Source organism: Streptomyces sp. GL_141, assembly GCF_057834385.1.
The window spans coordinates 5,584,764-5,610,242 of sequence record NZ_CM174402.1 but is presented as its reverse complement, the minus strand read 5'-3'; the positions used below and the strand labels follow the sequence as shown (position 1 = coordinate 5,610,242).

Annotated in this window: 20 protein-coding genes and 1 tRNA gene; 11 read left to right on the top strand and 10 right to left on the bottom strand. The window is 73.6% G+C overall.

Features of this window, described 5'->3' with window-relative positions:
• Positions 1-85: 85 nt before the first annotated feature.
• From AC3IX6_RS24905 to AC3IX6_RS24895, 3 genes are all read right to left on the bottom strand, one after another.
• Positions 86-493, bottom strand: a complete 408-nt coding sequence (locus AC3IX6_RS24905; protein WP_489364743.1) for a single-stranded DNA-binding protein — start codon at positions 491-493, stop codon at positions 86-88.
• Positions 494-629: 136 nt separating this feature from the next.
• Positions 630-2,456: a GTPase gene (locus AC3IX6_RS24900; protein WP_489364741.1), complete on the bottom strand. Its 1,827-nt coding sequence runs from the start codon at positions 2,454-2,456 to the stop codon at positions 630-632.
• Positions 2,457-2,460: 4 nt separating this feature from the next.
• Positions 2,461-4,083, bottom strand: a complete 1,623-nt coding sequence (locus AC3IX6_RS24895; protein WP_489364739.1) for a dynamin family protein — start codon at positions 4,081-4,083, stop codon at positions 2,461-2,463.
• 332 nt (positions 4,084-4,415) lie between these two features.
• Here AC3IX6_RS24895 and AC3IX6_RS24890 point away from each other — a divergent pair.
• Positions 4,416-4,488, top strand: a tRNA-Arg gene (locus AC3IX6_RS24890).
• Between the two features lie 120 nt (positions 4,489-4,608).
• Here AC3IX6_RS24890 and AC3IX6_RS24885 read toward each other — a convergent pair.
• Positions 4,609-5,040 (bottom strand): phospholipase, encoded by a 432-nt coding sequence (locus AC3IX6_RS24885; protein ID WP_489371552.1) that lies wholly within the window; start codon positions 5,038-5,040, stop codon positions 4,609-4,611.
• 349 nt (positions 5,041-5,389) lie between these two features.
• On the opposite strand from AC3IX6_RS24885, the gene AC3IX6_RS24880 reads away from it, so the two are divergent.
• On the top strand, positions 5,390-5,968 hold the full coding sequence (locus AC3IX6_RS24880; protein WP_489364737.1) for a hypothetical protein: 579 nt from the start codon (positions 5,390-5,392) through the stop codon (positions 5,966-5,968).
• Between the two features lie 19 nt (positions 5,969-5,987).
• Here AC3IX6_RS24880 and AC3IX6_RS24875 read toward each other — a convergent pair whose 3' ends face one another.
• On the bottom strand, positions 5,988-6,644 hold the full coding sequence (locus AC3IX6_RS24875; protein ID WP_489364736.1) for a nucleoside deaminase: 657 nt from the start codon (positions 6,642-6,644) through the stop codon (positions 5,988-5,990).
• A 969-nt stretch (positions 6,645-7,613) separates the two neighbouring features.
• Between AC3IX6_RS24875 and AC3IX6_RS24870 the strand changes: the two genes are divergently transcribed.
• The 5 genes from AC3IX6_RS24870 to AC3IX6_RS24850 all read left to right on the top strand — a co-directional run bounded on the left by AC3IX6_RS24870 (position 7,614) and on the right by AC3IX6_RS24850 (position 14,656).
• On the top strand, positions 7,614-8,027 hold the full coding sequence (locus AC3IX6_RS24870; RefSeq protein ID WP_489364734.1) for a GNAT family N-acetyltransferase: 414 nt from the start codon (positions 7,614-7,616) through the stop codon (positions 8,025-8,027).
• Between the two features lie 1,087 nt (positions 8,028-9,114).
• Positions 9,115-10,623, top strand: a complete 1,509-nt coding sequence (locus AC3IX6_RS24865) for a S8 family peptidase (RefSeq protein WP_489364732.1) — start codon at positions 9,115-9,117, stop codon at positions 10,621-10,623.
• 321 nt (positions 10,624-10,944) lie between these two features.
• Positions 10,945-12,237, top strand: coding sequence for a hypothetical protein (locus tag AC3IX6_RS24860; RefSeq protein WP_489364730.1), 1,293 nt, complete (start codon positions 10,945-10,947; stop codon positions 12,235-12,237).
• Between the two features lie 111 nt (positions 12,238-12,348).
• On the top strand, positions 12,349-13,368 hold the full coding sequence (locus AC3IX6_RS24855; RefSeq protein WP_489364728.1) for a WxL protein peptidoglycan domain-containing protein: 1,020 nt from the start codon (positions 12,349-12,351) through the stop codon (positions 13,366-13,368).
• Positions 13,369-13,441: 73 nt separating this feature from the next.
• Positions 13,442-14,656, top strand: a complete 1,215-nt coding sequence (locus tag AC3IX6_RS24850; protein WP_489364726.1) for a hypothetical protein — start codon at positions 13,442-13,444, stop codon at positions 14,654-14,656.
• A 93-nt stretch (positions 14,657-14,749) separates the two neighbouring features.
• Here the strand turns inward: AC3IX6_RS24850 and AC3IX6_RS24845 are convergent, their stop codons facing one another.
• From AC3IX6_RS24845 to iolC, 4 genes are read right to left on the bottom strand one after another with little or no spacing between them, the layout of a single operon-like run.
• Positions 14,750-16,249, bottom strand: coding sequence for a CoA-acylating methylmalonate-semialdehyde dehydrogenase (locus tag AC3IX6_RS24845; protein WP_422522534.1), 1,500 nt, complete (start codon positions 16,247-16,249; stop codon positions 14,750-14,752).
• An 11-nt stretch (positions 16,250-16,260) separates the two neighbouring features.
• Positions 16,261-18,141, bottom strand: a complete 1,881-nt coding sequence (gene iolD, locus AC3IX6_RS24840; RefSeq protein ID WP_489364724.1) for a 3D-(3,5/4)-trihydroxycyclohexane-1,2-dione acylhydrolase (decyclizing) — start codon at positions 18,139-18,141, stop codon at positions 16,261-16,263.
• Positions 18,138-19,022, bottom strand: coding sequence for a 5-deoxy-glucuronate isomerase (iolB, locus tag AC3IX6_RS24835; RefSeq protein ID WP_489371551.1), 885 nt, complete (start codon positions 19,020-19,022; stop codon positions 18,138-18,140). Before iolB ends, iolD begins: the two co-directional genes overlap by 4 nt.
• A gap of 7 nt (positions 19,023-19,029) precedes the next feature.
• The gene (gene iolC / locus AC3IX6_RS24830; RefSeq protein ID WP_489364722.1) at positions 19,030-20,010 is read right to left on the bottom strand and encodes a 5-dehydro-2-deoxygluconokinase; all 981 of its coding nucleotides are present in this window, start codon (positions 20,008-20,010) and stop codon (positions 19,030-19,032) included.
• Between the two features lie 66 nt (positions 20,011-20,076).
• On the opposite strand from iolC, the gene AC3IX6_RS24825 reads away from it, so the two are divergent.
• From AC3IX6_RS24825 to AC3IX6_RS24810, 4 genes are all read left to right on the top strand, one after another.
• On the top strand, positions 20,077-20,991 hold the full coding sequence (locus AC3IX6_RS24825) for a sugar phosphate isomerase/epimerase family protein (protein WP_489364720.1): 915 nt from the start codon (positions 20,077-20,079) through the stop codon (positions 20,989-20,991).
• A gap of 68 nt (positions 20,992-21,059) precedes the next feature.
• Positions 21,060-22,073 carry a Gfo/Idh/MocA family protein gene (locus tag AC3IX6_RS24820; RefSeq protein WP_489364718.1) on the top strand — a complete coding sequence of 338 codons (1,014 nt, stop codon included), beginning with the start codon at positions 21,060-21,062 and terminating at the stop codon, positions 22,071-22,073.
• A gap of 69 nt (positions 22,074-22,142) precedes the next feature.
• Positions 22,143-22,679, top strand: coding sequence for a GNAT family N-acetyltransferase (locus AC3IX6_RS24815; protein ID WP_489364716.1), 537 nt, complete (start codon positions 22,143-22,145; stop codon positions 22,677-22,679).
• Between the two features lie 239 nt (positions 22,680-22,918).
• Positions 22,919-23,119: a helix-turn-helix transcriptional regulator gene (locus AC3IX6_RS24810; protein ID WP_053674774.1), complete on the top strand. Its 201-nt coding sequence runs from the start codon at positions 22,919-22,921 to the stop codon at positions 23,117-23,119.
• 44 nt (positions 23,120-23,163) lie between these two features.
• Here AC3IX6_RS24810 and AC3IX6_RS24805 read toward each other — a convergent pair whose 3' ends face one another.
• Entirely contained in the window at positions 23,164-25,422 is a 2,259-nt protein-coding gene (locus tag AC3IX6_RS24805; RefSeq protein ID WP_489364714.1) for an MMPL family transporter, read from the bottom strand.
• Between the last annotated feature and the right edge of the window lie 57 nt (positions 25,423-25,479).

Genomic DNA, 25,479 nt, shown 5'->3' with positions numbered 1-25,479 from the left:
GGAACGGCAATCGACACAGTCTTCCCCTTCGGGCCGAAGGCCCAGGTGCCCGTGAGTACCGGGGAATCCTAGCCTCCTCGAACACTCAGACCACCGCCGCCTTCTGAGGGGCCATCAGCGGCACGTCCGTCCTGACGACCCGCCGGAAGGCCGCCGTGCCGCGGTTCAGGTCGTGCCCGATGGCGGTCGCGTCGATGTTCGCCGAGAACCACCGGTTCCCCTCCCCGTCGGGCGGGTCCTCCCGTACCCGCAGCCTTCCGTGGACCACCAGCGGTTCGCCCACCGAGACGGATCCGGCGAGGTTCACGGCGAGGCCGCGGCGGGCCCACACCGTGTAGAAGCTGGTGGGCGCGTCCGCCCAGGTCTCCTTCTTCCGGTCGTAGTACCTCGGGGTGACCGCGAAGCGGAACCGGGCCGCCGGACCGCCCGCCGTGTCCTTGTAGTCGATCTGCGTGGCCACGTAGCCCACCAGCGTCACCTGGGTGTCGTTCATCCCGGCCGCCCTTCCGGGGTCCGGCGGCGCGCTCGCGCACGCGCCGCTCCGACCCGCATTCCGTACCCGTCCGGACCATCCGCACGGGGTACGACCATGCTGGCCCGGAGGGCTGGAACCCGCTGGAGGCTGTGGACTACTGACGGCTTGTGGACAACTTCGCCACCGTCGCGTACTGCTCGCGCACCTCCCGGTAGCGCAGCAGCTCCGCCGCCACCGGCTCCAGCACCCGGGCCCGGCCGCAGCCGGCCGCAGCCTCGCGCAGCCGGCGCTCCGCGTCCTGCCCGTAGCGCCGCGCCGGACCCCTGGCCCCGATCGAACAGGCCCACTCCACGAGCGGTCCGCCGATGATGCCGGCCACCATCAGCAGGACCGGCGGCATCAGGCTCGGCTCCAGCACCCCGGCGATCTGCCCGACCAGCCACAGCCCGCCGTAGATCTGGAGCAGGGTCATGGCCGCCTGCGCCAGCACCGCCGCCGGCCACCACGAGGGCCGCGGCGGACGGGTGCTGGGTACCGCGACCGCCGGCCCGAGGGTCACCGCGATCTCGTCCAGCGCCTGGGGGAGCCCTTCGGCGCCACGGACCGCGGTCTCCCGTACGGCCTGCGCCCAGGGGTCGGGCAGGCCGCGGACCGCCTCGTCGGCGACGGTCCGTACGGCCTGTTCCACCCGCTGGCGGGCCGTCACCTCCTCCTCGACCGGCGCTTCGGACGCCATCGGGGAACGCCCGATCGCCGCCAGGGCGGCGAGGCCGGCCAGTGAGCGCGGGGAGCGCCGGCTCTCGTACCACCGCCACAGGCGCAGCCACGGGGTGCCGCAGGCCCTTCCGGCGTTGCGCCGCCAGGCCCGCTCGGCGGCGAGGCCGGCCGCGTACGCCCCGACCGCCTCCGCGAGCCGGTCCTCGAACTCGGCGCGCGCTGTCTCCCCGATCTCCGGCCCGGCGTGGCCGTCGGCCACGTAGAGCGGCCGCAGGCGGGCCGCGGCCTTGTCGACATCGGCGGAGATGCGGCGGGTCGCGGCGCCCTTCTCCTGGGTGAACTGTCCGAGCATCTCGCGCAGTTCCCCGACGCCTTCACCCGTAAGGGCGGAAAGTCCGATGACGGTGGCGCCCGGCTCGCCGTGTTCGCCGAGTGCGATCCCGTCGTCGTCGAGGAGCCGGCGCAGGTCGTCCAGGACGAGGTCGGCGGATTCCCCGGGCAGCCGGTCCACCTGGTTCAGCACGACGAAGGTCACCTCGGCGTGCCCGGCCAGCGGGCGCAGGTACCGCTCGTGCAGGACGGCGTCCGCGTACTTCTCCGGGTCCACCACCCACACGACCGCGTCGACCAGCGCCAGGACCCGGTCCACGTGGTCGCGGTGGGCTCCGACGGCCGAGTCCAGGTCGGGCAGGTCGACGAGGACCATGCCGCGCAGCGCCTCGGCCTCCGAGGTCTCGCGGGGGCGGCGGCGCAGCCGGCCGGGGATCTCGAGGCGGTCCAGCAAGCCCGCGGCGCCGTCGGACCAACTGCACGCGATGGGTGCGGCGGTCGTCGGCCTGCGCAGCCCGGTCTCGGAGATCTGCACTCCGGCGAGTGAGTTGAAGAGCGTGGACTTGCCGCTTCCGGTGGCTCCGGCGATGGCGACGACGGTGTGCTGCGCCGACAGCCCGCGGCGCGCGGCCGCCTCGTCCAGGACGCGTCCGGCTTCGGCGAGGGTCTTTCCGTCGAGGATCCTGGTCCGGGACAGCCCGATGAGCTGGCGCAGCGCGTCGAGGCGCACCCGCAGGGCCTGGGCCTCGGGGCTGAGCGGGGGCGCGGGGGCCTTGCCGCCGTCGCTTCCGGCGCCGGAAACCGCCCGTACGAGTGCTTCGTCGCCCTCCTCGTCACCGCTAGCGGGCCAGTCGTCCTCGCTGGTCCGGGGGCGCGAGCGGGCGATCAGTCCGTCGTCCCAGCGGTCGTCGGTGCGGTCGGTCAGGGCGGTCACCGCGTCACCTCTCCTTCTGCAGTACGGACAGCGCGGCGATCAGCTCGGCCTGGGGTTCGGGACTCACTTCGAGCGCTTCGATCGGGGCGAGGCGGCGGTCGCGTTCGGCCCGCAGCACCTGGTCGAGGTGCTCGGCGACGAGCTCGCCTCCCCGGTCGCGCAGGCGTACGGCGGCCTGCACTCCGATCCGCTCGGCGAGCTTCTCCCCGGCCGGCCGGGCCCGCTTGCCTCCGAGGAGGGCCGCGACCAGCAGGGCGGCGACCCCGTCGGGGTCGGGCGCGGGCTGCTTGTCGAGCCGCGCGACCTCTTCCTCGGCGAGTTCCTCCAGCACGCGCCGCCAGCGGCGTACGGCCATGCCGATACGTTCCGCCGCCTCGCGGTCGGGGGCCGGCAGGGACACCGCGCCGGCGGCGGGCTCGCGCCGCCAGGCCTCCGCGATGCGTTCGTCGGCGGCGGCGACGGCGCACTGGAGCAGCGCCGCGAGGGATTCCGCGAGGGAGTCGAGCAGTTCGTCGGCGCTGGTGTCGAGCGGGTAGCCGCGCCACCGGGTCAGCGCGTCCCCGGCGAGTACGGCGCCCCGGTCCAGGCGGCCCCGGACCCGCTTGCCCTCCCGCTTGTAGGCGTCCTCGACGGCGAAGGTCAGCCGTACGGCGGCGGCGTGCTGGGCCGCGACGGCCGAGGCGAGCTCCGGCATCCGGCGCCCGAGGGAGTCGAGCGCGCCGAGCGCGGTGCGCCCGACGGCGTACTGGCGGGCGGCCGGGTCCTGCGCGTGGTGCGCGAGCCAGGCGAACAGCGGGGCCACGGCGCTGGCGGGCAGCAGCCCGCCCCCGCCGGCCGATTCGGGCAGCTCGGGAACCGTGAACCGGGGCACCTCGCCGAGCCCGGCCCGCGTGAGCAGGGCGCCGTACTGGCGGGAGACCTCGGCGAGCACCTGGTGCGGGACCCGGTCGAGGACGGTGACGAGGGTGGCCTTGTACTGCTTGGCGGTGCGCAGGAGGTGCCAGGGCACCGCGTCGGCGTACCGCGAAGCGGTGGTGACCATCACCCAGACGTCCGCGGCGCAGATGAGCTGGGCGGCGAGCGTCCGGTTGTCGACCACCAGGGAGTCGATGTCGGGGGCGTCGAGGATGGCGAGGCCGCGGGGCAGGGTGGAGACGGTCTCGATCCGCACCTCGCGGGTGGTGGGCGGATGCCCGTGCCTGTCACCCGGTCGCCGCTGGGCTTTCCGGGCCGACACGGGGGTGTCCTCGTCGTCCTGGGGCGCCCAGACCCGCATCAGGTCGGGCAGCACCCGCACTCCGGCGAACCAGTGGTGGTCATCCGGATGGCAGACGAGGACGGGGGTGCGCGTCGTGGGCCGGAGTACTCCGGCTTCACTCACTTGGCGCCCCACGAGGGAGTTGACGAGGGTGGACTTACCGGCCCCGGTGGACCCGCCGACGACGGCGAGCAGCGGCGCCTCCGGCGCCTTCAGCCGGGGTACGAGGTAGTCGTCGAGCTGCGCGAGCAGCTCCGCTCTGGTCTGGCGGGCGCGGGGGGCGCCGGGCAGGGGCAGCGGCAGACGCACGGACGCGACCCGGTCGCGCAGGGCGGACAGGGCATCGAGCAGCTGAGGCCGAACATCCAAGGTCACCACATGCGAAGAATGCCCAATTTAGGAGCATTTTTGAAGCTTATACGTCCTCTGCGCGCCGAGCGCTACTCCAGCGGCACATCCCGGACACACCGGACGAGTGGGGCGCAGGCATAACGAGTGCACAACACCCAGGGCGCCACGGCGCAAAAGCGGTGCGAGAATCGCACCTGCCTGCGATTATCGGGACCGCTTCACCGAACCTCCACATCGTGGCACGCGAGTGAAGCAACCGGGACAAGGCAACCGGAGCCCTATCCTTGACCCGGCACGGACCACAGCCCCACCCCCACCCAGGGGCTCCAGGCCACCACGGCCACCTTCCGGCCCCCGTAGCTCAGTGGATAGAGCAGGTGCCTTCTAAGCACTTGGCCGCAGGTTCGAGTCCTGCCGGGGGCACTCCTCCCACCCATCCCTCAGCCCTCCCCTCCGGGAGGGCTTTTCCGCAGGTGAGCGGCACCCTAACCGGGTCTCCGTAGCGGCGGCGTAAGCCCTGATCGGCAACACGGATCCGCAGGACTACTCGAAGGCCCTGACGGCCTGGTAGTAGGTCCACGCGGTGCCCTCGCACGAGGCCTTGCGGGCGCCCGAGTAGCCGGCGCAGACCCGCTTCAGGTCGGAGTGGAACATCTCGTCCAGCCGGGGTTTGACCGCCGGGAACTCCCCCGCCGCCTTGTAGTTGCGGTAGCCGAAGTCGTGGCGGGCGCAGGCCGTCCTGAAGGGGAAGCCGAAGGGGTTGTCCGGGGACGTGGTGCAGTAGTCCGTGGACCAGTCGAAGCCGTACGGCTCCCACTCGCCCCGGTTCCCGCGCGCCGCGGTCCATGCGTCCTGGCTGGCCGCGCCCGGCTGCGTCCAGCCGCTCAGCACCTGCGGCTTGTCCTGCGGCACCAGCGGGGCGTGCGGAACCAGCGGGGCCTGCCGGGCCGCGAACGCCGGTGGCGCGAGGGCCAGTACGGCGACCAGGGCGCCGGAGGCGAGGGCGGACAGGCGGGCTCCGGTCCGGGCGGTGGTCCGGGCGCGCGTGGCCGGTGCGGGGGTGGGGGCGGGGTGGTGGGGCACGCGTCCTCTAACGAGGGGTGCCATCACGGGTGTCGGGATGGCGGGCGCAGGCGCCTGGCATCCGGCTCGCGGGGGATCCGGGCCGCGGCCGGCGGTCCGGACCGGACCGGACCGGGACTCAGGTATGACCGGCGGTCCGGACCGGGACTCAGGTATGAGTCGATGTCACCCTTCCGGCAGAGATCCGGTTCAGCCTCGGGAGGGACGCGGACTACGGCTGCCGCCGCGAATACTCGTAGACATGAACCGCCGTCCTCTCGTCATCGCCGCCGCCACCGTGGGAGTCCTCGCCACCGCCGCCATCGCGCTGCCCAACCTCCCGCCCAACCCCCTGACCGACACGATCAACGACCGGGTGTTCAAGGAGAAGGGCATGCGCTTCGCGACGGCCGCCGACGCCCCCACGCGCGCGGAGCCGGGGCGGCTCGGGGAGCCGGGGCGCGGGGCGTCGGCGCGCGGGGCGTCGACGTGGGTGCTGCCGCGCTGGGTGCCGAAGGACGCGACCGACGTGCGAATAATGGCCCGCACCGACGGCAAGGCGCGGCTGCTCCGCTTCACGCTGGGCCCGACCCCGCTGGACGGCCCGCAGTGCTCGGCGGGCACGCCCAGCAAGCACGCGGGGACGGCGCTGGAGGCCAAGTGGTGGCCGGCGGGCACCAGGGCCGAGGAGCGGCCCGAGTGCCGTGGCGAGCTCCAGTACCAGGTCACGGTGCGCGGCAAGGAGGTCTACGCCTGGACCGACGGCACCCCGTCCCCGGGAGCGGGAACGGGGGCGCAGGACGGCGTCCCGGTCCGGCAGGTGTCGGCCACGACCCCCTGATCCGGGCCGCCCCTCGGGTTCAGCGACGCGTGCGCAGCTCGCGGGCCGTCGCGAGTTCCGTGAGACGGGCCCAGTGAGGGCGCAGCCAGTCCTGCGGTGAGGCGGCCGTGGGCAGGCCCGGCGGCAGGCTGTCGTGGAAGGCGGCGGTCTCCGGTTCGACGGCTCGGTGGTGTGTCAGGATCCGCGGTTCCTCGGAGCCCTCCGAAGCCACGACCACGCTCCGCAGGAACATGGCATTGGCCACCAGCAGCCAGTGCGGCCGGCCCGGGTCGGCCTCGGATCCGGCTCCGTTGCCGCTCGACAGCGCCCACGGGTCCGGGGCGAGGTACCGGACCCGCCCCACGCCGGTGAACTCGGCTGCCGCCGCGCACATCGAGCACGGCTCCTGGGTGCTCCACAGCGTCGCCGTGCCCAGGTCCCAGCCCGTGCGGGCGGCCCCCAGGGCGTTCATCTCGGCGTGGGCAAGGGGCGTTCCGCGCAGCGGCCCGGTGCCCGGGCCGTCCTCGTACGCCTCGTTGCGCCCTTCTGCGACCGGCTTCCCGTCGGCGTCCGTCAGGACCGCTCCGACCGCCAACCCCCCGGCCGCGAGCGCCTCGTAGGCGAGGGCGAGCGCCCTGCGCAGGGGCTCCGGCACAACACGCCACGCCGTGTCGAAACCGTGCTCCCCGTTGATCATCCAGCCATTATCACCACCCCCTCCGAGACCACCCCGCCACCAGGGCCGCCGCCCGACTACGGCCCTGCTCGATCCGCTCCCGCCACGGCCCTGCCCGGCCCCGCCCGGCGCACTCCCGCCCGGTCCTGCCTTTCCCGGTTCGGCCCCGCCCGGTGTACTCCCGCCCAGTCCTGCCTGGTCCGGCCCGGCCCTGCCTGGTCCGGCCCGGCCCTGCCTGGTCCTGCCTGGTCCTGCCTGGTCCGGCCCTGCCTGGTCCGGCCCTGTCCCGCCCTGCCCCCCCCTGTTCCGGCCCTGCCCCTCCCGGCCCGCCCCTGCCTAGCCCTGCCCCTCCCGGTCCGGCCCTGCCCACTTCCGCGCGGTCCTGCCCGGTCTGGTCCTGCCCGGTCTGGTCCCGCCGCTCCCGTCCGGTCCCACCTGGTCCGCGCCCGCCCGGCCTTGCCTGGTTCCGCTCCCGCCCGGTCCGGTCCTACTCTCGCCGCCACTCCCGGCACCGCTCGTCTGGCAACTCCCAACACCACCTCCGGCACCACTCACCACAGCCACTCACACCGCCTTCGGCGCCACCCCTTCACCGTCTTCGGCACTGCCCTCCCAGCCCCTTCCGCTATCGCCTCCGGCACCGCTCTCGCCGCCACTCCCGCCATCGACTCCGGCACCACTCACCACCGCCCCTCGTACCGCCTTCGGCGCCACTCCCCCGCCACTTCCGGCACCGTTTCGGCACCGGTCACCAGGCCGCCCCCATCACCGCCTCCGGCACCGCTCGCCTCGCGGCTCCCGCCATCGACTCCGGCACCACTCACCACCGCCCCTCGTACCGCCTTCGGCGCCACTCCCCCGCCACTTCCGGCACCGTTTCGGCACCGGTCACCAGGCCGCCCCCATCACCGCCTCCGGCACCGCTCGCCTCGCGGCTCCCGCCATCGCAGCAGCAGCGGCAGCGCCCGCCGCGGCGCTATCGTCGCCGCCATGGATATCCGCCCCGCCCATACCGTCGCCGAACTCCTAGCCGCAGAAGCCCTCTTCGACGGGCCCGCCCGTGCGGACTGGTCGGAGCGGTTCCTCGCCGCCCCGGGGCACTTGATGCTGATCGCCTACGTGGACGGCGCGCCCGTCGGCATGGTCTCCGGCATCGAGATGGTCCACCCCGACAAGGGCACCGAGATGTGCCTCTACGAGCTCTCCGTGGACGAGGCCCACCGCCGGCGCGGCATCGGCCGGGCCCTGACCGAAGCGCTCGCCGTCGAGGCCGAGTCGCGGGGCTGCTACGGCATGTGGGTGGGCGTCGACACCGACAACGAAGCCGCGCTGGCCACGTACGGGGCGGCCGGCGCCCGCGACGAGGGGGTCTTCAGGATGCTCGGCTGGCCCCTCGCCCAGTAGCGGTCGTCTTGCCGATCCGGCCGGAGCAGGCAGCGCCGTCCAGTGCCGTTCACCGCAAGGCGGAGGAGGGAGTCGACGCGAAGGGGCCTCCCCTGCCCAAGTGATGCCGAGAGCCGGGGAGTCGGCGACCGACGACGACGACGCGGCGAGGCGCAGTGCCGACGCCGGGTGCCGGATGCCAAGATCCCCCCTGATCGGCAGGGCACCGTCTAGGGACCGTTGTCACGCTCCCGTCGCTGTCCGAGGGGCGACCCCCGCCGCGTCTGGTGGGCGCTCGCGGGGCAGACGAGAATCCGACAACAGAGCCTGGCGCGCGCCCCTTTCGGGTCAGCGCGGATAGACCCGTGCCGTCCGGCGCCGCCCCCGCCGTCCGGTGCCGGGGCGGCTCGGGCACGGATCGAGCTGGCTCGGGCGGAGCAGGCACGGGCCGAGCAGGCAGGACGGGAGCGGAACCAGGCAAGGCCGGGCGGGAGCGGACCAGGTGGGAGCGGACCGGAGCGGCGGGAGCGGACCGGGCGGGAGCAGACCAGGCTGGACCGCGCGGAAGCGGTCGGAACCGGGCAGGGCCGGACCGGAAGGGGCAGGGCCGGACCGGTCGGGGCCGGGCAGAGCAGGACAGAGCCGAGCAGGGCCGGGCAGGGGCGGGCGGGACCAGGCAGGGGCGGGCGGGAGTACACCGCGCTGGGCCGGACCGCGCAGGACCGGGCGGAAGCACACCGGGCGGGACCGGGAACGGCCGGACCGGGAAGGGTCGGGCGGAAGTACACCGGGCGGGACCAGGCAGGGGCGGGCGGGAGTACACCGCGCTGGGCCGGACCGCGCAGGACCGGGCGGAAGCACACCGGGCGGGACCGGGAAGGGCCGGGCGGGGAAGGGTCGGGCGGGAGTGCGCCGGGCGGGGCCGGGCCGGGAAGGGCCGTCGCGGGAGCGGATCAAGCAGGGCCGTAGCGGGAGCGGATCAAGCGGGGCCGTAGGGGGGGGCGGGGGGCTTGTTTCGGTTGGGCGGCGACCCTGGGGGCGGCGTGTCGTGGGGCCAGTCGGCGCACCCTCCGCGCGGTCGGGGCGTGCCTCGCCGAGCATCGGCGGCATGACCGCATTCACCGCGCTGTTTCCGGCCGCCGCCCTGCTGGCAGTGGCCACCGCCCTGCCGCCACACTCCGCACACGCCGCAGCCGCTGCCTCCGACGCCCCCACCGCCTCCTACGTCGTCGTCCTCAAGGACGGCTCCACCCGCGCCTCCGCGGCCGCCGTCACCCGCGCCCTCGCCGCCGAGGCCGAGGCGTCCGGCGACATCGTCGGGGCGGTCTACGACACCGCCCTGAGCGGTTTCGCCGTCCGCACCACCGCCGCCCGTGCCGCCGAACTCGCCGCCGATCCCCGGGTGGCCTCCGTGGAGCCCGACGCGGTGTTCCGGATCGGCGACACCCCCGCCGACAGCTCCGCCGCAGGCAGCTCCCCCGCAGGCAGCAACCCGGCCGGTGACACCCCGGCCGGCAAACCCCCGGCTGGCGAAACCCCGACCGGCAAACCACCGACCAGCGAACCCCCGGCTGGCAAACCCCCGGCTGGCGAAACCCCGACCAGCGAAACCCCGACCGGCAAACCCCCGGCTGGCAAACCCCCGACCGGCGAAACCCCAGCTGGCGAACCCCCGGCCGGGGAGCCCCCTCTCGTCCAGGCCCCTCCCGTCCAACCTCCCCTCGTCCAACCTCCGCTCGCCCAGGCCCCCTTCGTTCAGGTTCCCGCGCCCTGGGCCCTGGATCGGCTCGACCAGGGTGAGTTGCCCCTCGACGGCTCGTACGCGTACCCGGCCAAGGCCGAGGGGGTCACCGCGTACATCGTGGACACCGGGATCAACACCCTGCACCAGGAGTTCGGCGGCCGGGCCCGCTGGGGCGCCAACGCGGTGTTCATGGAGGGCGCCACGGACTGCAACGGCCACGGCACGCACGTCGCGGGGACCGTCGGCGGAGCCACCTACGGGGTGGCCAAGGGGGTTTCGCTCGTCGCCGTGAAGGTGGCGGACTGCCGCGGGGACGCGACCCTGTCGGCCATCACGCGGGGCATCGACTGGATGGTGAAGGACGCCCTCAAGTCCCCCGCCACCCCGGCCGTGGCCAACATGAGCCTGGGCGGCGGCCACAGCTTCGCGCTCGACCGGGCGGTGACGCGGGCGATCGCGTCGGGGATCACCTTCGCCGTGGCGGCGGGCAACTCCGGTGAGAACGCCTGCACCGGCTCCCCCGGCGGTGTCCCGCAGGCGCTCACGGTGGGCGCGACGGACGCACGGGACCAGCGGCCCGCCTTCTCCAACCACGGTGCCTGCGTGGACCTTTCCGCCCCCGGCGTGGCCGTCACCTCCGCCTGGAAGGGCTCCACCACGGCCGTCGCCCGCGCCTCCGGCACCTCGATGGCGGCCCCGCACGTGGCGGGCGCCGCAGCGCTGGTGCTCGCGCGGGGCCTGGCGGCAGGCGGCCCGCGCCAGACGCCCGCGCAGGTGGCCGAAGTCCTCGTACGGGACTCCGTGCGGGACCGGATCACCGCCCTGCCGGCCGGGACGCCGAACCTGTTGCTGCACGTCCCGGCCGACAAGTAGCGCGTACGGGACCCTCCGCCGGCGGCGCCCCCCGCCCCGGCGGACCCCGGCCGGACACCCCGGCCGGACACCCTTGCCGGACCACCCCCGGAACCCGCCCGCAGGCCCCACCCGCCCCACCCGCACTGCCCATCGGTCAACGGGTATCCACCCCTCCGCTCCACCCGGCCTGATGGCACATCAATTTCTGTGTGCTTCGGGCGAAAGCAAGTCATTGACTTCTCAATCCCGCGACGCGTCAATGTCGGCCACCGCACCGGCTCGACCTCCCCCACACAGCGGGTGGGGGGAGGGTTCGTATGACGAAGGAGTCGCGACCCAGTGAGTACAACGTTTCGACGAAGAGTTCTGGCCGGGGCTGGCGCTCTGTCCCTGGCCCTGACGGGCGCCGTGGTGGGTCTGTCGGGAACCGCGCAGGCCGCGACCAAGACGACGCCCGTCCCGATGGACTGCGTCGCCCCCGCGCCCCAGCCGGGTGGTTCGGGCACGCAGAACTACACGATCACGCTGCCCGACGGCGCCAAGGCCGGCGACGTGGTCCCGATCACCATCGACCCGGGTGCGAGCCCGGTCGTCCCCGGCTTCGCGGTGACGACCACCAACGTCTCCAAGATCACCCTCAAGGTCGGGTCGACCCTCCAGACCGTGGTCAGCCCGCCCGAGACGGTCGACGTGAAGCCCGGTGTGCCTCTCGACCCCTCGGCCTTCTCCGGCACCGTCAAGATCCCGGACGGCACCGAGGGCACCACGGTCCAGGTCGCCCTGGACCTGGCGGTGACCGACGCGAGCCTCATGGGCTCCGTCTTCACCACCACCTGCACCCCGAACCCGCGTCCGAGCGCCTCGCTCGGCTCGGTGGCCGTGGAGGCCCTGCCCAAGGACCCGATCACCACCAAGCTGACGCCCAACAGCGGCAAGGCGGGCCAGGAGGTCGTCGTCACGGGCGCCAACTTCCCGGCGGGCGCGGTCACCTGCTCCGCGTTCAAGAACGGTACGGCCACGGGTGACACCGGTAACGGCACGGCCACCGCGGCCGGCGTCGCGACCTGCACCATCGTCGTCAACCAGGCTGCCGACAAGATCCGGATCGACGGCTCGATCCTCCCGTACAAGGACTACTCCTTCATCGTCGAGCAGCCGGGCGTGCAGAACCCGGTCGACGTCGAGGTCCTGCCCGGCCCGCTGGCCATCGGCCCGCAGGCGGGCAACCCCGCCGTCAGCTTCGGTTCGGTCACCATCAACGGCAAGTCCCAGTCGGTCGTGGGTCAGTTCACCGCGATGGCCGTCCAGGACTTCCGCGGCGGGACCCTCGGCTGGGACGTCTCGGCGACCCGGACGCCCTTCCTGAACTCGGTCACCGGCCACTCCATGGCCACGGCGCAGATCGGCATCCAGCCGACCTGCAAGGTGACCAACCCGGCCAGCCCGAGCCCCTGCACCGCGGGTGCGCCCGGTGCGATCTCCGACGTCCCGATGAAGGTCGCCTCGGCGGCCGCGGGCGGCGACGAACTGACCGGCGGCGAGTTCGAGATCGGCGGAGCCGGAATGATCCAGCTCCCGCCGTTCATGTTCGCGGACAGCTACCAGTCGGTCGTCACCTTCTCGATCGCCTGACCCGTACGACCCCGCTCCACCCGGGTGGTGCGGCGCTCCGGCGCCGCACCACCCTTCCGCGCACCACGCCTCCATCAGATGTCCCCGTCCGGCCCGACTGGAGAACCGCCCATGCGCACCCGCACCCTCCTCCTCGGCCTGCTCCTCGGCCTCGCCGCCCTGCTGCTCCCCGCCCTTCCCGCGACGGCCGCGGACAACGGCACCTGGGGCGTCTTCCCGACGCCCCCGGCCGGTGCTGCGATGACCGACCGGGCGTACTTCTTCCACCAGGGCGAGGCCGGCACCACCATCAGCGACAGCGCGACGATCGTGAACTCCTCCGACAAGGAGCTGACGTTCCGGATCTTCGCCACCGACGCCGTCAACACCCCGGTGGGCGGCGGCTTCGCGCTGCTGCCGGTGGAGACGGGGCCCAAGGACGTGGGCACGTGGGTGATGCTGCCGCCCGAGACCAAGACCACCGTCACCGTGCCGCCCAAGGGCCGCAAGGACTTCCCGTTCTCCGTGAAGGTTCCGGCGGACGCGACGCCCGGTGACCACGTGGGCGGCATCGTCGCCCTCAACACCGCCGTGGAGGGCATCCAGCAGGAGGGCAAGGTCCAGGTCGGGGTGAAGCGCCAGGTCGGCGCCCGGCTCTACTTCCGGGTTCCGGGGCCGGTGACCCCGGGGCTGAGCGTGGAGGACGTGAAGGTCAGCCGGGCGGCGCCGCTGCTGCCCTGGGTCATGGACGCCCGCGCCAAGATCACGTACTCCCTGGTCAACCGGGGCAACGTGGTCGTCGAGCCGAAGGTGACGGTCTCCGCCGAGGGGCTGTTCGGCCGCCGGGTGCTCGACCGGCCGTCCCGCGAGCTGAAGCTCGTCCTGCTGCCGGGCCAGCGGATCGAGCTGACCGAGGAATGGGCGGACGCACCCCAGTCGGACTGGGTCACCGTCGACATCACCGCAGGCGCCTCCGCCTACCCCGGCCTCGTCTCCTCCTCCGCTACGGGGTTCCTCGCCGTGCCGTGGACCGCACTCGGCGCCCTCCTGGTGCTGGCCGGCGGCGTCATCGCCGCCCGGGTGCTGCGCCGACGCCGCCGGGCCGCCGCCGAACAGCCGGAACCGGCACCGGACTTGGCTGAAGCGCGATGATCGGCCAAGGTGTCCCCAGGTGACGGCATTCGGCCATCGCCGGGCAGGGCGAAGGCGCCGGGGGGCACCACACATGGCACGACAGCACGGCGAAGCGGGGCCCGGCCGGCCGGCGCACGGAACCGTCCCCGCAGGTCCGCCGGTGGACACCGCCGCCGCGGGGATCGGACTGCTGACCCTCGTCGAGCGGACGCTGGGCACCGGCACCGCGGTGTACGTCCCGGGGGACGGCTGGATCCGGCTCACGCTCCCGCTCGAAGACGGCGGTCCGGCCCCGGTCACGGTGGACGTGGTCGCGGACACCCGGCGGACCCCGCACGGGATCGCGTACCTCCTGCCGGGCGGGGGCCTGAACTTCGCCTCCGCCTTCTTCACCCCGTCCGACCTGAACCTCGCCCACCGGCTGCGCCGCGAGGGCCTGCTCGTCGTCGGCGTCACCCCGCGCGAGGACGCCGCGGCCGCCGGGGACATCGGCCCCGACTGGGGGCTCGCGGCGCACCGCCGGGATCTGGCCGCGGTCGTGGAGGCGCTGGAGGAGGCGCTCGGGCTGCCGTACCAGTACGTCGGCCACTCCGCCGGGGCCCTGCTCGCCCTCGACGCGGCCGCGCACGACGACTCGCCCCGCCTGACCCGGGTGGTGGCGCTGGACACGACCGGCCCCTTCTCCGGCGACCTGGCCGTACGGGCGGCCCAGACCCGGGACGCCTACGAGGCCCGGATCGAGCGGGGTGCGTACGCGACGGACCCGGGCCTGGCGGCGCTGCTCTCCCGGGCGGTCACCGACCCGGCGGGCCCCTCGGAGGTCCCCTGGCCCCCGGATCCCGGGCTCCGCTTCACCAACGCCGGGCTCGCCCACTTCGCACTGGTCCGCACCTCCCTGCTGCCCGGCCCGGCGGACTGGATCCACACCCAGGGCCACGCCGCGGGCTCGTACGCCTTCGGTGCCACCCCGGCCGGGGACCGCTTCGGCCTCGCCCACACCCCGCTCGCGACCTGGCACGCGGCCGCCGCGGGCCTGGGCAGCGGGCTGATCCCGGACGCCCTGGCCCGGGACCTGGCCGCGGTCTGGGCGGGCGACGGGAAGACGTACGCGATCGACTGGGAGCGGATCTCCGCCGAAGTGGTGTGGATCAACACCGAGCTGGGCCGCGGCGACCACACGCGCGGCCCCCGGCTGATCCGGGCGGGCGGCAACCCGCGGGTCCGCTTCACCGTCGTCCCGGGCTACGGGCACGGCGACCCCGTCTGGTCGCAGACGGCGGCGGCCGACGTCTGGTCGCTGCTCTGAGCCGGGGTAGCGCGGCAAAAGAACTCGCCCCCCGCGGTGAGGGTTGCGGGGGGCGAGCAGCATGACGAGGCGTACGGGGCCTCGACCCGGCGGTCAGTGGTTCCGCGGGAACCCGAGGTCCACGCCGGCCGGGGCGTCCGACGGGTCGGGCCAGCGGGTCGTGACGACCTTGCCCCGGGTGTAGAACTGGATGCCGTCGTTGCCGTAGATGTGCAGGTCGCCGAAGAGCGAGTCCTTCCAGCCACCGAAGGAGTGGTAGCCCACCGGCACCGGGATCGGCACGTTGACGCCGACCATGCCGGCCTCGATCTCCAGCTGGAAGCGGCGGGCGGCGCCGCCGTCACGGGTGAAGATGGCGGTGCCGTTGCCGAACGGCGAGGCGTTCATGAGCGCCACGCCCTCCTCGTAGGTGTCCACGCGCAGCACGCACAGCACCGGGCCGAAGATCTCGTCGCGGTAGGCGTCGGAGTCGGTCTTGACGTTGTCCAGCAGCGAGAGGCCGATCCAGTGGCCGTTCTCGTTGCCCTCCACCGTGTAGCCGGTGCCGTCCAGGACCACGTCGGCGCCCTGCGCGGCCGCGCCCGTCACGTACGAGGCGACCTTGTCGCGGTGGGCCGCGGTGATCAGCGGGCCCATCTCGGAGGTCGGGTCGTTGCCGGGGCCGATCTTGATCTTCTCGGCGCGCTCGCGGATCTTGTCCACGAGGGTGTCGGCGATGGAGCCGACGGCCACGACCGCGGAGATGGCCATGCAGCGCTCGCCGGCCGAACCGTAGGCGGCCGAGACCGCGGCGTCGGCGGCGGCGTCCAGGTCGGCGTCCGGCAGCACCAGCATGTGGTTCTTGGCGCCGCCCAGGGCCTGTACGCGCTTGCCGTTGGCGGAGGCGGTGGTGTGGATGTGGCGGGCGATCGGGGTCGAGCCCACGAAGGAGACGGCCGCGACGTCGGGGTGCGCGAGGAGCGCGTCGACGGCGACCTTGTCACCGTGGACGACGTTGAGGACGCCCGCCGGCAGGCCGGCCTGGCTCGCCAGCTGCGCCAGCAGCGTGGAGGCCGAGGGGTCCTTCTCGCTCGGCTTGAGGATGAAGGTGTTGCCGCAGGCCACGGCCAGCGGGAACATCCACATCGGCACCATCGCCGGGAAGTTGAACGGGGTGATGCCCGCGACCACGCCGATCGGCTGGCGGATCGAGGAGACGTCCACGCGGCTGGACACCGAGGTGGACAGCTCGCCCTTGAGCTGCACGGTGATCCCGCAGGCCAGCTCGACGATCTCCAGGCCGCGGGCGACCTCGCCCAGCGCGTCGGAGTGCACCTTGCCGTGCTCGGCGACGATCAGGTCGGCGATCGCGTCGCGGTTGGCGTCCAGCAGGGCGCGGTAGGCGAACAGCACCTTGGTGCGGGCGGCCAGCGAGGACTGCCCCCAGGACAGGAACGCCTCCTTGGCGACCTGTACGGCCGCGTCGACCTCGTCGGCGGACGCGAGGGCGACCTGCGTGGTGACCTCGCCGGTGGCGGGGTCGGTGACCGGGCCGTAGTTACCCGACGCGCCCTCGACGGTCTTGCCACCGATCCAGTGGTTGACGGTCTTCATGCCTAACTCCTTCACAGATGGCGACGTCGCTGCGCGGCTTGCCGGTCGTACTCTTCGCGGGCTCCGACCGCCGACGCACGGGTCGCGGTCTCGGCCACAGGGACATCCCACCACGCCTGTGCGGGGGGCGGGCCCGACACAGTGTCGGGTGTTCGGGTCTGTGCGTAGACACATGTGGGACGGTCCGCCGCCCGCGCCTCCGCGAGGGCTTTGCGCAGGTCACCGATGGTGCGGGGGCGGATTACGGCCATCCCGAGGGAGGCCGCGTTGGCCGCCAGGTCCAGCGGCAGCGGCGCACCGCTGTACGAACCGTCCACCGCCCGGAAGCGGTAGGCGGTACCGAACCCCTCGGCGCCCACCGCCTCCGAGAGGCCGCCGATCGAGGCGTATCCGTGGTTGTCGAGGATCACCAGCCTGACCGGGATCCCTTCCTGCACGGCGGTGACGATCTCGGTCGGATTCATCAGGTACGTCCCGTCGCCGACCAGCGCCCACACCGGCCGGCCGGGGGCGGCCAGCGCGGTGCCGATCGCGGCGGGGATCTCGTAGCCCATGCAGGAGTACCCGTATTCGACGTGGTACTGGTCCGCGGAGCGGGCCCGCCACAGCTTGTGCAGGTCCCCGGGGAGCGAACCGGCGGCATTGATCAGGATGTCGTCACCGTCGACGAGGCCGTCCAGCAGGCCCAGCACCTGTGCCTGCGTCGGGACGGAGTCCTCGTCGGGAGCCGCGTAGGCCCCGTCGACCAGCCGCTCCCACGCCCTCTTCCCTTCTTTGTACGCCGCCTCGTACGGGGGGTCCACCCGGTACCCGGCGACCTCGGCCCGCAGTTCCTCCAGGCCCGCCCGCGCATCGCAGACCAGGGGGCGGGCGGCGAGTTTGTGGGCGTCGTACGGGTCGAGGTTGAGCCCGAGGAACCGCACGCCCGGATGCTGGAACAGCGTCGCGGAGGCGGTGGTGAAATCGGTGAGCCGGGTCCCGGCCGCGATCACCAGATCGGCTTCGCGGGCCAGCGCGTCGGCGGTGGCCGTGCCGGTGTGCCCGATCCCGCCCACATCGGCGGGGTGGTCCCACGGCAGGGCCCCCTTGCCCGCCTGGGTGGAGGCCACCGGGATCCCGGTGGCCTCGGCGAACTCCGCCAGCGCCGCCCCCGCCGCGCTGTGCCGGATCCCGCCCCCGGCGATGATCAGCGGCCGCGCGGAGCCCCGTACGGCCCGGGCGGCCGCCGCGAGCTCGGTCCGGTCGGGCCGGGGCCGGCGTACGCCCCACACCCGTTCGGCGAAGAACTCCTCCGGCCAGTCGTACGCCTCGGCCTGGACGTCCTGCGGCAGCGCGAGGGTGACGGCGCCGGTGCTCACCGGGTCGGTGAGCACCCGTACGGCCTGGAGGGCGGCGGGGATCAGGGCTTCGGGACGGGTGACGCGGTCGAAGTGGCGGGAGACGGGGCGCAGGGTGTCGTTGACGGAGACATCACCCGCATGAGGGACCTCCAGCTGCTGGAGCACGGGGTCGGCGGGCCGGGTCGCGAAGGCGTCCCCGGGCAGCAGGAGCACCGGGATCCGGTTGATGGTGGCGAGCGCGGCCCCGGTGACGAGGTTGGTGGCGCCCGGGCCGATGGAGGTGGTGACGGCGTGCGCGGACAGCCGCCCGCTCTGCCGGGCGTAACCGACGGCGGCGTGCACCATGGCCTGCTCGTTGCGGCCCTGGAGGAACGGCATCTCCCCGCGGCCGCTCTCCAGCAGGGCCTGGCCGATCCCGGCGACGTTCCCGTGCCCGAAGATCCCCCAGGTGGCGGCGATCAGCCGTTGGCGGTGCCCGTCGCGCTCGGTGTACTGCCGGGAGAGGAAGCGGACGAGGGCCTGCGCGACGGTGAGCCGGACGGTCGGCGTCATGCGGGGTCCTCCGCTCGGTGGTGGAAGGGCAGCCTGGGATCGATGTCCTGACCGGTCCAGGTGGAGCGGATCCAGCCGTGATCGGGGTGATCGCGGATGAGCCACTCCCGGGTCGCGCCGGGGCCCGCCATGACGTTGAGGTAGTACATGTCGTGGCCGGGCGCGGCGATGGACGGACCGTGCCAGCCGTCCGGGATCAGGACCCCGTCACCGGTCCTCACCTCGGTGAGGATGTCGGTCTTCCCCGCCGGGGACGGGCTGACACGCTGATAGCCGAGGCCGGGCGTGTCCCCGTGCGGGGCGATCTCGTAGTAGTAGATCTCCTCCAGCCGGGATTCCGCGCCGGGGTGGTGCTCGTCGTGCTTGTGGGGCGGGTACGAGGACCAGTTGCCGCCGGGGGTGAGCACCTCCACGGCGATGAGGCGGTCGCAGTCGAAGACTCCGGCGGCGGCGAAGTTGTTGACCTGGCGGGAGCACTGTCCGGCTCCGCGGAGCTCCACGGGGACCTCGGCGGCGGGCCCGTACCGGGCGGGCAGGCGGCGCTCGCAGCGGGCGCCGACGAGGGCGAAGCGGCCGCCGCCGGCCGACTGGATCTCGGCGTGTCCGTCCCGGGGGAGGTAGGCGAAGTCGGTGGGGCCGTCGAACACCCCGCGTCGCCCCCGGAGTCGGAAGACCTGCGGTCCGCTCCCGGGGCGCCGCCCCGGCCCCCGCTCCTCGAACGCCGGAGGGGCTGGGTTCGCACCGGCGTCGGCGGACGGCTCCGCGCAGCGGACCTCGCAGCCGCCCGCCAGAGGGAGCACGATCCACTCCGACTCCCCGCACGGGTGCGCGTACACCTCCCCCGGTGCCAGGTCCAGGACGAGCAGCCCCGTCCACTCCATCGCCCACTCAGACAGCACCGGCACGGCCGAGCACCTCCTCCACTTCCTCCGCGAACGGCATCGCCGTCGAGCACGCCAGCCGCGAGGCCACGATCGCCCCGGCGGCGTTCGCGTAGCCGATCACCCGCTTCAACTCCCACCCCGCGAGCAGCCCGTGGCACAGGGCTCCGCCGAAGGCGTCCCCCGCGCCGAGGCCGTTGACGACGGTCACCGGGACCGGCGCGGCCTCCACCACCATCCCGTCGCGATGGACGGCCAGGACCCCCGCCGGGCCCCGCTTGACCACCGCCAGCTCCACTCCGGCGCCGAGCAGCGCCCGCGCCGCCGCGTACGGCTCGGTCTCGCCGGTGGCGACCGCGCACTCCTCGGCGTTGCCCACGGCCACCGTGGCGAGGGACAGCGCCCGGCGGTACCACTCCCCGGGCCCGTCGGCCCCTGCCCCGTCCCCGGAGGGCCACAGCATCGGGCGCCAGTCCAGGTCGAACACCGTGAACGGGGTCCTCCCGCGCGCCTCCAGCGCGGCCAGGGTGGCCGTCCGGCTCGGCTCCGCGCCGAGTCCCGTACCAGTCATCCAGAACACCCGCGCCGCCCGCACCGCGTCGAGGTCGAGCTCGTCCGCGGCGATCTCCAGGTCCGGCGCCTTCGGGTACCGGTAGAAGTACAGCGGGAAGTCGTCGGGCGGGAAGATCTCGCAGAAGGTCACCGGCGTCGGATAGGCCGCCACCTCCCCGGCCCACCGGTCGTCCACCCCGAATCCGCGCAGTTCCGACCGGAGATACGCGCCGAAGGGGTCCGCGCCGGTCCGGGTGATCACCGCCGTCCGCCGGCCCAGCCGGGCCGCCGCGACGGCGACGTTGGTCGGGGAACCCCCCAGGAACTTCCCGAAGGTGTCCGCCTCGCCGAGCGGTACGCCCGTCTTCAGGGGGTAGAGATCCACCCCGATCCGGCCCATCGTGATCAGGTCGAACGCCAACGGATCCGCAGCCATCACCACACCATTCCTCCCGACCGAGTGCTCCCCGTACCCAAGAGCCTCGCACCCTAAGGTGGCCGTATGACGTCCTCACCGCCCGCGTTGACCCGTATCCGCGTCGGTTCGGCTCCGGACTCCTGGGGGGTCTGGTTCCCCGACGATCCCCGGCAGACCCCGTGGGGGCGTTTCCTCGACGAGGTCGCCGAGGCCGGGTACGAGTGGATCGAGCTCGGTCCCTACGGCTATCTCCCCACCGATCCCGTCCGGCTCGCCGACGAGGTCGGGGCGCGCGGCCTGCGGGTCTCCGCGGGAACCGTCTTCACCGGACTCCATCACGGGCCCGCCGTGTGGGAGGACACCTGGGAGCACGTGTCGCGGATCGCGGAGCTCACCCGGGCCGTGGGCGCGGCGCACCTCGTCGTGATCCCGTCCTTCTGGCGGGACGACAAGACCGGCGAGGTGCTGGAGGACCGCACCCTCACCCCGGACGGCTGGCGCGAACTGACCACGCAGACCGAGCGGCTGGGGAAGCGGGTCCAGGACGAGTACGGGCTGCGGATCGTCGTCCACCCGCACGCGGACACGCACATCGACACCCCCGAGAACGTGGCGCGCTTCCTCGACGCCACCGATCCCGCGCTGGTCTCCCTCTGCCTGGACACCGGGCACTACGCGTACTGCGGCGGCGACAGCGTCCGGGCCATCGAGACGTTCGCCGAGCGGATCGACTACCTCCACCTCAAGCAGGTCGATCCGCGGATCCTCGCCGAAGTCGTCCGGGACCAGGTCCCCTTCGGGCCGGCCGTGGCCCGCGGGGTGATGTGCGAGCCGCCGGCGGGGGTGCCCGCGCTGGAACCGGTGCTGGCGGCCGCCGAGCGGCTCGGCGTGGACCTGTTCGCCATCGTGGAGCAGGACATGTACCCGTGCCCGCCCGACCGGCCGCTGCCGATCGCCCGCCGCACCCGCGCCTACCTGCGCTCCTGCGGCGCCCGCTGAACCGATCCCCGGTCACACCTGCCGCACCTGCCGTACCTGCCGTACGAACCCTCGTGGAGGAACACGACATGACCAGCACGCTCGGCATCGCCGTCATCGGTACCGGGAAGATGGGCTCCGACCACGTCCGCCGCTTCGGGCGGACGGTCGGCGGGGCCCGGGTGGTGGCCGTGGCCGACCCGGACGGGGACCGGGTCAAGGAGGTCGCGGCCGGTCTCGAGGGGGCGAGCGCGCACACCGATCCGGCGGCCGCGATAGCGGCGCCCGGGGTGGACGCCGTACTGATCGCCTCGCCCGGGCCCGCCCATGAGGAAGCGATCCTGCACGCGCTGGAGCGGCGGCTGCCGGTGCTCTGCGAGAAGCCGCTGACCCCCGATCCGGCGGGCGCCCTGCGGGTCATGGAGGCGGAGGCGCGGCTGGGCCGCCGGCTCGTCCAGGTCGGCTTCATGCGGCGCTACGACGCCGAGTACGCGCGGCTCAAGGAGCTGCTCGACGCGGGCGGCATCGGGCGGCCGCTGTTCCTGCACTGCCGGCACCGCAACGCCGCCTCGCCGTCCTTCTTCACCAGCGACATGCTGATCAGCGATTCGGTGGTGCACGAGGTGGACGCGGCCCGCTGGCTGCTGGGCCAGGAGATCACCGCGGTGACCGTGTTCTCCCCGACGCCCGCCTCGGCCGCCCGCGAGGGGCTGCGCGATCCCCGGTTCGTCCTCATGGAGACCTCCGGAGGCGCCGTGGTCGACGTGGAGATCTTCGTCAACTGCGGCTTCGGCTACCAGGTGCAGTGCGAGGCGGTCGGCGAGTCCGGCACCGCCCGGATCGGCGACGGCCACGCGATGGTCGTCCAGTCGGCGGGCCGGTGGGGCGGGGAGATCGACCAGGACTTCACGGTGCGGTTCGCCGACGCCTACGACCGCCAGCTCCGCCGCTGGGTCGCCGCGGCCGCGCTGGGCCGGGTGGACGGTCCCGACGCCTGGGACGGCTATGCGGCGGCGGCCGTCTCCGAGGCGGGCCTCACCGCGGCCCGCAGCGGCGTACGGACCCAGGTGGAGCTGGCCCAACGCCCCTCCCTGTACCGCTGATCCGCCCGCAGACCGGCCCCGGGGCACAACCCCTGGCCGGTCGCCGGACGGCAGGGGCATCATGGGGGAATGCCCGAGATACCTTCCTCCGCGGCCCCGGTCGCGATGCGGCTCCCCCGGTACACGAAGACGGAGCAGGACGAGATCCTCGGCGGCGGCGCCGACCCCTTCGGCGTGGGCGCGGCCGGCTTGACCTGGCTGCCCAAGGAGGAACACTTCGGCGTCGCGTACGGGGGCCGGCTGCTGGCGCACGCGGGCCTGCTCCGGCTGCCCGTGGCGATCGGCGCCGCCGAGACGGAGGTCGTGGGCGTCGGAGGCGTGGCCGTCGCACCCGACGTACGAGGTCGCGGGCTGGCGCGGCTCGTCCTCGCGGCCGCACTCGACCACGCGCGCACGATGGGCCCGCGGCACGCGCTCCTGTTCTGCCGACCGCCGCTCGTGCCGCTGTACGAGCACCTCGGATGGCACCTGCTCGACGAGGACGTGCTCGTCGAACAGCCTGGAGACCGCTTGGTCACCATGCCCCTCCGCACCATGACGACCCCCCTGCACGACGACGCGGTCCGGCCCTCGGGGCCGGTACGGCTGTTCTCCCTCCCCATGTGACGGGGCGGGGCCGGGTGTGCCGCCTGCGCCCTGTGTGCCACCTGTGTCACGGGGGTCGTCGGCGTGTCACACATGTCCGCATTACGCGGGTCTTCCGTCACAGGCGGACGACAGCCCCTCCCCTGAGCTCACCCTGCGTCGTTCCCCGGGCACAACCTGAGTGATCGTCAGTGTCCACGCGCCGGCTCCCCCGACGGCCTCCCGGCCGGCCCCGCGGCGTGGACAAGGAGGTGTCGAGGATGAGCGACCGACAGCTGTGGTCGTACAAGGAGATCGCCGCTCACATCCGGGTCCAGCCGGACACGGTGCGCTCCTACCGCAAGCACGGGCTGCTGCCCGCGCCCGACCACGTGGAGGGCGGCAAGCCCTACTGGTACGCCGACACCATCCGCGCCTGGGTGGCGCGCCGGCCCGGCAACCGCGGACGCCGCGAGGACTGACGCGGCGTCCGGACCAGGGACGGGACCCTCCCGGGCCCCGTCCGCTAGCGGCTCCCGGCGGGCACCGGCTCGGACTCGGACTCGGGCTCGGACTGCCCGGCCGTCGGCGCCGGTTCCCCCTCGCTCAGCCCGAAGCGTTCGTGCAGTCTGCGCAGCGGCGCCGGCGCCCACCAGGTGGCCTTCCCGGTCAGCTTCATCACCGCCGGCACCAGCAGGCTCCGCACGACCATCGCGTCCATCAGCACGGCCAGCGCGATTCCCAGGCCCAGCATCTTGGTGTTGGTCACCCGCGAGCTGCCGATGGCGACCATCACCACCGCCAGGATCACGGCCGCCGCGGTGATCAGTCCGCCGGTGCGGGTCAGCCCGGCGCGCACCGCACCCTCGTGGTCCCCGGTCCGGTCGTACTCCTCCTTGATCCGGGATATGAGGAACACCCCGTAGTCCATGGAGAGTCCGAAGGCGATGCAGAACATCAGCACCGGCAGGGTGGTCTCGATGTCTCCGGTGGAGGTGAAGGACAGCAGTCCGGAGAGGTGGCCCTCCTGGAACACCCACACCACCGCCCCGAACATCGCGGTCAGGCTCAGTGCGTTGAGCAGCACCGCCTGGATGGGTATCAGCAGGCTCCCGGTGAGCAGGAAGACCAGGAGCAGGGTGGCCAGCACCACGAGGGCCAGGGCCAGGGGCAGTTTCTCGGCTATGGCGTCGCGGGCGTCGACGAGCACGGCGGCCTGTCCGGTCACCGCGGTGTCGAAGGGGGCGTCCACCGCCCTGACCAGGCCCACCAGGTCCTGGGCCCCCTGTCCCACTTCCTCGCCCTCGGTGAGCACCGAGAAGTAGGCGTATCCGGTGCCGGTGGCCGAACTCACCGGCCCCTCCACTCCCAGCACTCCGGGCAGGGCTGCCACCCGCTGTTTGTAGGCGTCGAGATCGGCGGCGCCGGAGGCCCCCTCGGTCAGTACGGTCAGTGCTCCGCCGGGACTGCCCGGGAAGCCTTCGCGGATGTGCTGCTGCACCACGTGCGATTCGGCGGTCGCCGGCAGCTGCCGGTCGTCCACGGTGCCGAACTTCACTCCGAGGAAGGGCAGTCCGAGCAGCAGCAGTCCGGCCGTGGTGGCCACGGCGAACACCGGGGCCCGGCGCATCACCAGGTCGGTCAGCCGGGCCCAGCCCCGCCCGCCCCCGGCCCGTCCCGGGTCGCTCCCGGCCGGCCCGGCCCGGCGCCACAGCCGGCGCAGGTCGAAGGAGTTGACCCGCTCCCCCAGCAGCACCAGCGCCGCCGGCAGCACGATGAGCGCGGCCGCCGCGGCGAGCAGGACCACCGCGACTCCGGCGTAGGCGAAGGAGCGCAGGAAGTACATCGGGAAGAAGAGCATGGCCGAGAGGGCGACGGCCACGGTCAGCGCGGAGAACAGGACCGTCCGCCCGGCGGTCCGCAGGGTGACTCCGACGGCCGCGACCGGGTCGCGCCCGGCGGCCAGCTCCTCGCGGAACCTCCGCACGATGAACAGGGCGTAGTCGACGGCGAGGCCGAGCCCGAGGGCGGTGGTGAGGTTCTGCGCGAAGACGGAGACGTCGGTGAACTCCGTGAGCCCGCGCAGCACGGCATTGGTTCCGATGATGGCGATGATGCCGACACCGAGGGGCAGCAGGGCCGCGACGGCGCTGCCGAAGACGAGGACGAGCAGGACGAGCGTCACGGGCAGGGCGATCAGCTCGGCGAGGAGCAGGTCCTCCTGGATGGTGGAGGTCACCTCGCGCTGGACGGCGGCCGGGCCGCCGAGGGACACCTTCACCGGTCCGTGCTCGCCGCGGTAGCTCGGCACGATCCGGTCCAGGACGGCGTTGGCCGTCTTCTCGTCGCCGAGGACCCGGGCGGCTATCAGGGCCTGCCGGCCGTCCTCGGAGCGCAGGGTGGGCATCCCGGTCCGCCAGTACGAGCCCACGCCGGTCACCCCCGGCTCGGCGGCGAGCCGCGCCGTCAGCCGCTCGGCCTCGGCGGCGACGGCGGGGTCGTCCACCCCGGCCGCACCGGCGGCGGCTCCGGCGTCGACGAGCAGCAGCAGATTGGGCTGGGAGCCGGGGAACTCGCGCTCCAGCGCTTTGGTGGCATAGGTGGAGGCGGCGCCGGGGTCCTCCCAGCCCCCGCTTCCCAGTCGGTCGGCGACGCCTCCGCCGGCGAAGACGGCCAGGGCCGTGACCACGAGGGCGAGCAGCAGCGAGAGCCTCGGCCGTGTGGTGACGAACCCGGTCCACCGGCCGCCCTCCCCAGGCGACGGCGGTTTCTTGACTTCGGACATGTCTCGGTGTCCCCTTCACCGTGGTTGCCAGGCCACTTAGACTGGCAAACACGAGCA

Bases quoted from the DNA above. Each gene is read 5' to 3' on its own strand.
- AC3IX6_RS24905 (WP_489364743.1), bottom strand. From the start codon at position 493: ATGAACGACACCCAGGTGACGCTGGTGGGCTACGTGGCCACGCAGATC.
- AC3IX6_RS24880 (WP_489364737.1), top strand. From the start codon at position 5,390: ATGAACCGCCGTCCTCTCGTCATCGCCGCCGCCACCGTGGGAGTCCTC.
- AC3IX6_RS24875 (WP_489364736.1), bottom strand. From the start codon at position 6,644: ATGATCAACGGGGAGCACGGTTTCGACACGGCGTGGCGTGTTGTGCCG.
- AC3IX6_RS24870 (WP_489364734.1), top strand. From the start codon at position 7,614: ATGGATATCCGCCCCGCCCATACCGTCGCCGAACTCCTAGCCGCAGAA.
- AC3IX6_RS24865 (WP_489364732.1), top strand. From the start codon at position 9,115: ATGACCGCATTCACCGCGCTGTTTCCGGCCGCCGCCCTGCTGGCAGTG.
- AC3IX6_RS24855 (WP_489364728.1), top strand. From the start codon at position 12,349: ATGCGCACCCGCACCCTCCTCCTCGGCCTGCTCCTCGGCCTCGCCGCC.
- AC3IX6_RS24850 (WP_489364726.1), top strand. From the start codon at position 13,442: ATGGCACGACAGCACGGCGAAGCGGGGCCCGGCCGGCCGGCGCACGGA.
- AC3IX6_RS24845 (WP_422522534.1), bottom strand. From the start codon at position 16,249: ATGAAGACCGTCAACCACTGGATCGGTGGCAAGACCGTCGAGGGCGCG.
- iolD (WP_489364724.1), bottom strand. From the start codon at position 18,141: ATGACGCCGACCGTCCGGCTCACCGTCGCGCAGGCCCTCGTCCGCTTC.
- iolB (WP_489371551.1), bottom strand. From the start codon at position 19,022: ATGGAGTGGACGGGGCTGCTCGTCCTGGACCTGGCACCGGGGGAGGTG.
- iolC (WP_489364722.1), bottom strand. From the start codon at position 20,010: ATGGCTGCGGATCCGTTGGCGTTCGACCTGATCACGATGGGCCGGATC.
- AC3IX6_RS24825 (WP_489364720.1), top strand. From the start codon at position 20,077: ATGACGTCCTCACCGCCCGCGTTGACCCGTATCCGCGTCGGTTCGGCT.
- AC3IX6_RS24820 (WP_489364718.1), top strand. From the start codon at position 21,060: ATGACCAGCACGCTCGGCATCGCCGTCATCGGTACCGGGAAGATGGGC.
- AC3IX6_RS24815 (WP_489364716.1), top strand. From the start codon at position 22,143: ATGCCCGAGATACCTTCCTCCGCGGCCCCGGTCGCGATGCGGCTCCCC.
- AC3IX6_RS24810 (WP_053674774.1), top strand. From the start codon at position 22,919: ATGAGCGACCGACAGCTGTGGTCGTACAAGGAGATCGCCGCTCACATC.
- AC3IX6_RS24805 (WP_489364714.1), bottom strand. From the start codon at position 25,422: ATGTCCGAAGTCAAGAAACCGCCGTCGCCTGGGGAGGGCGGCCGGTGG.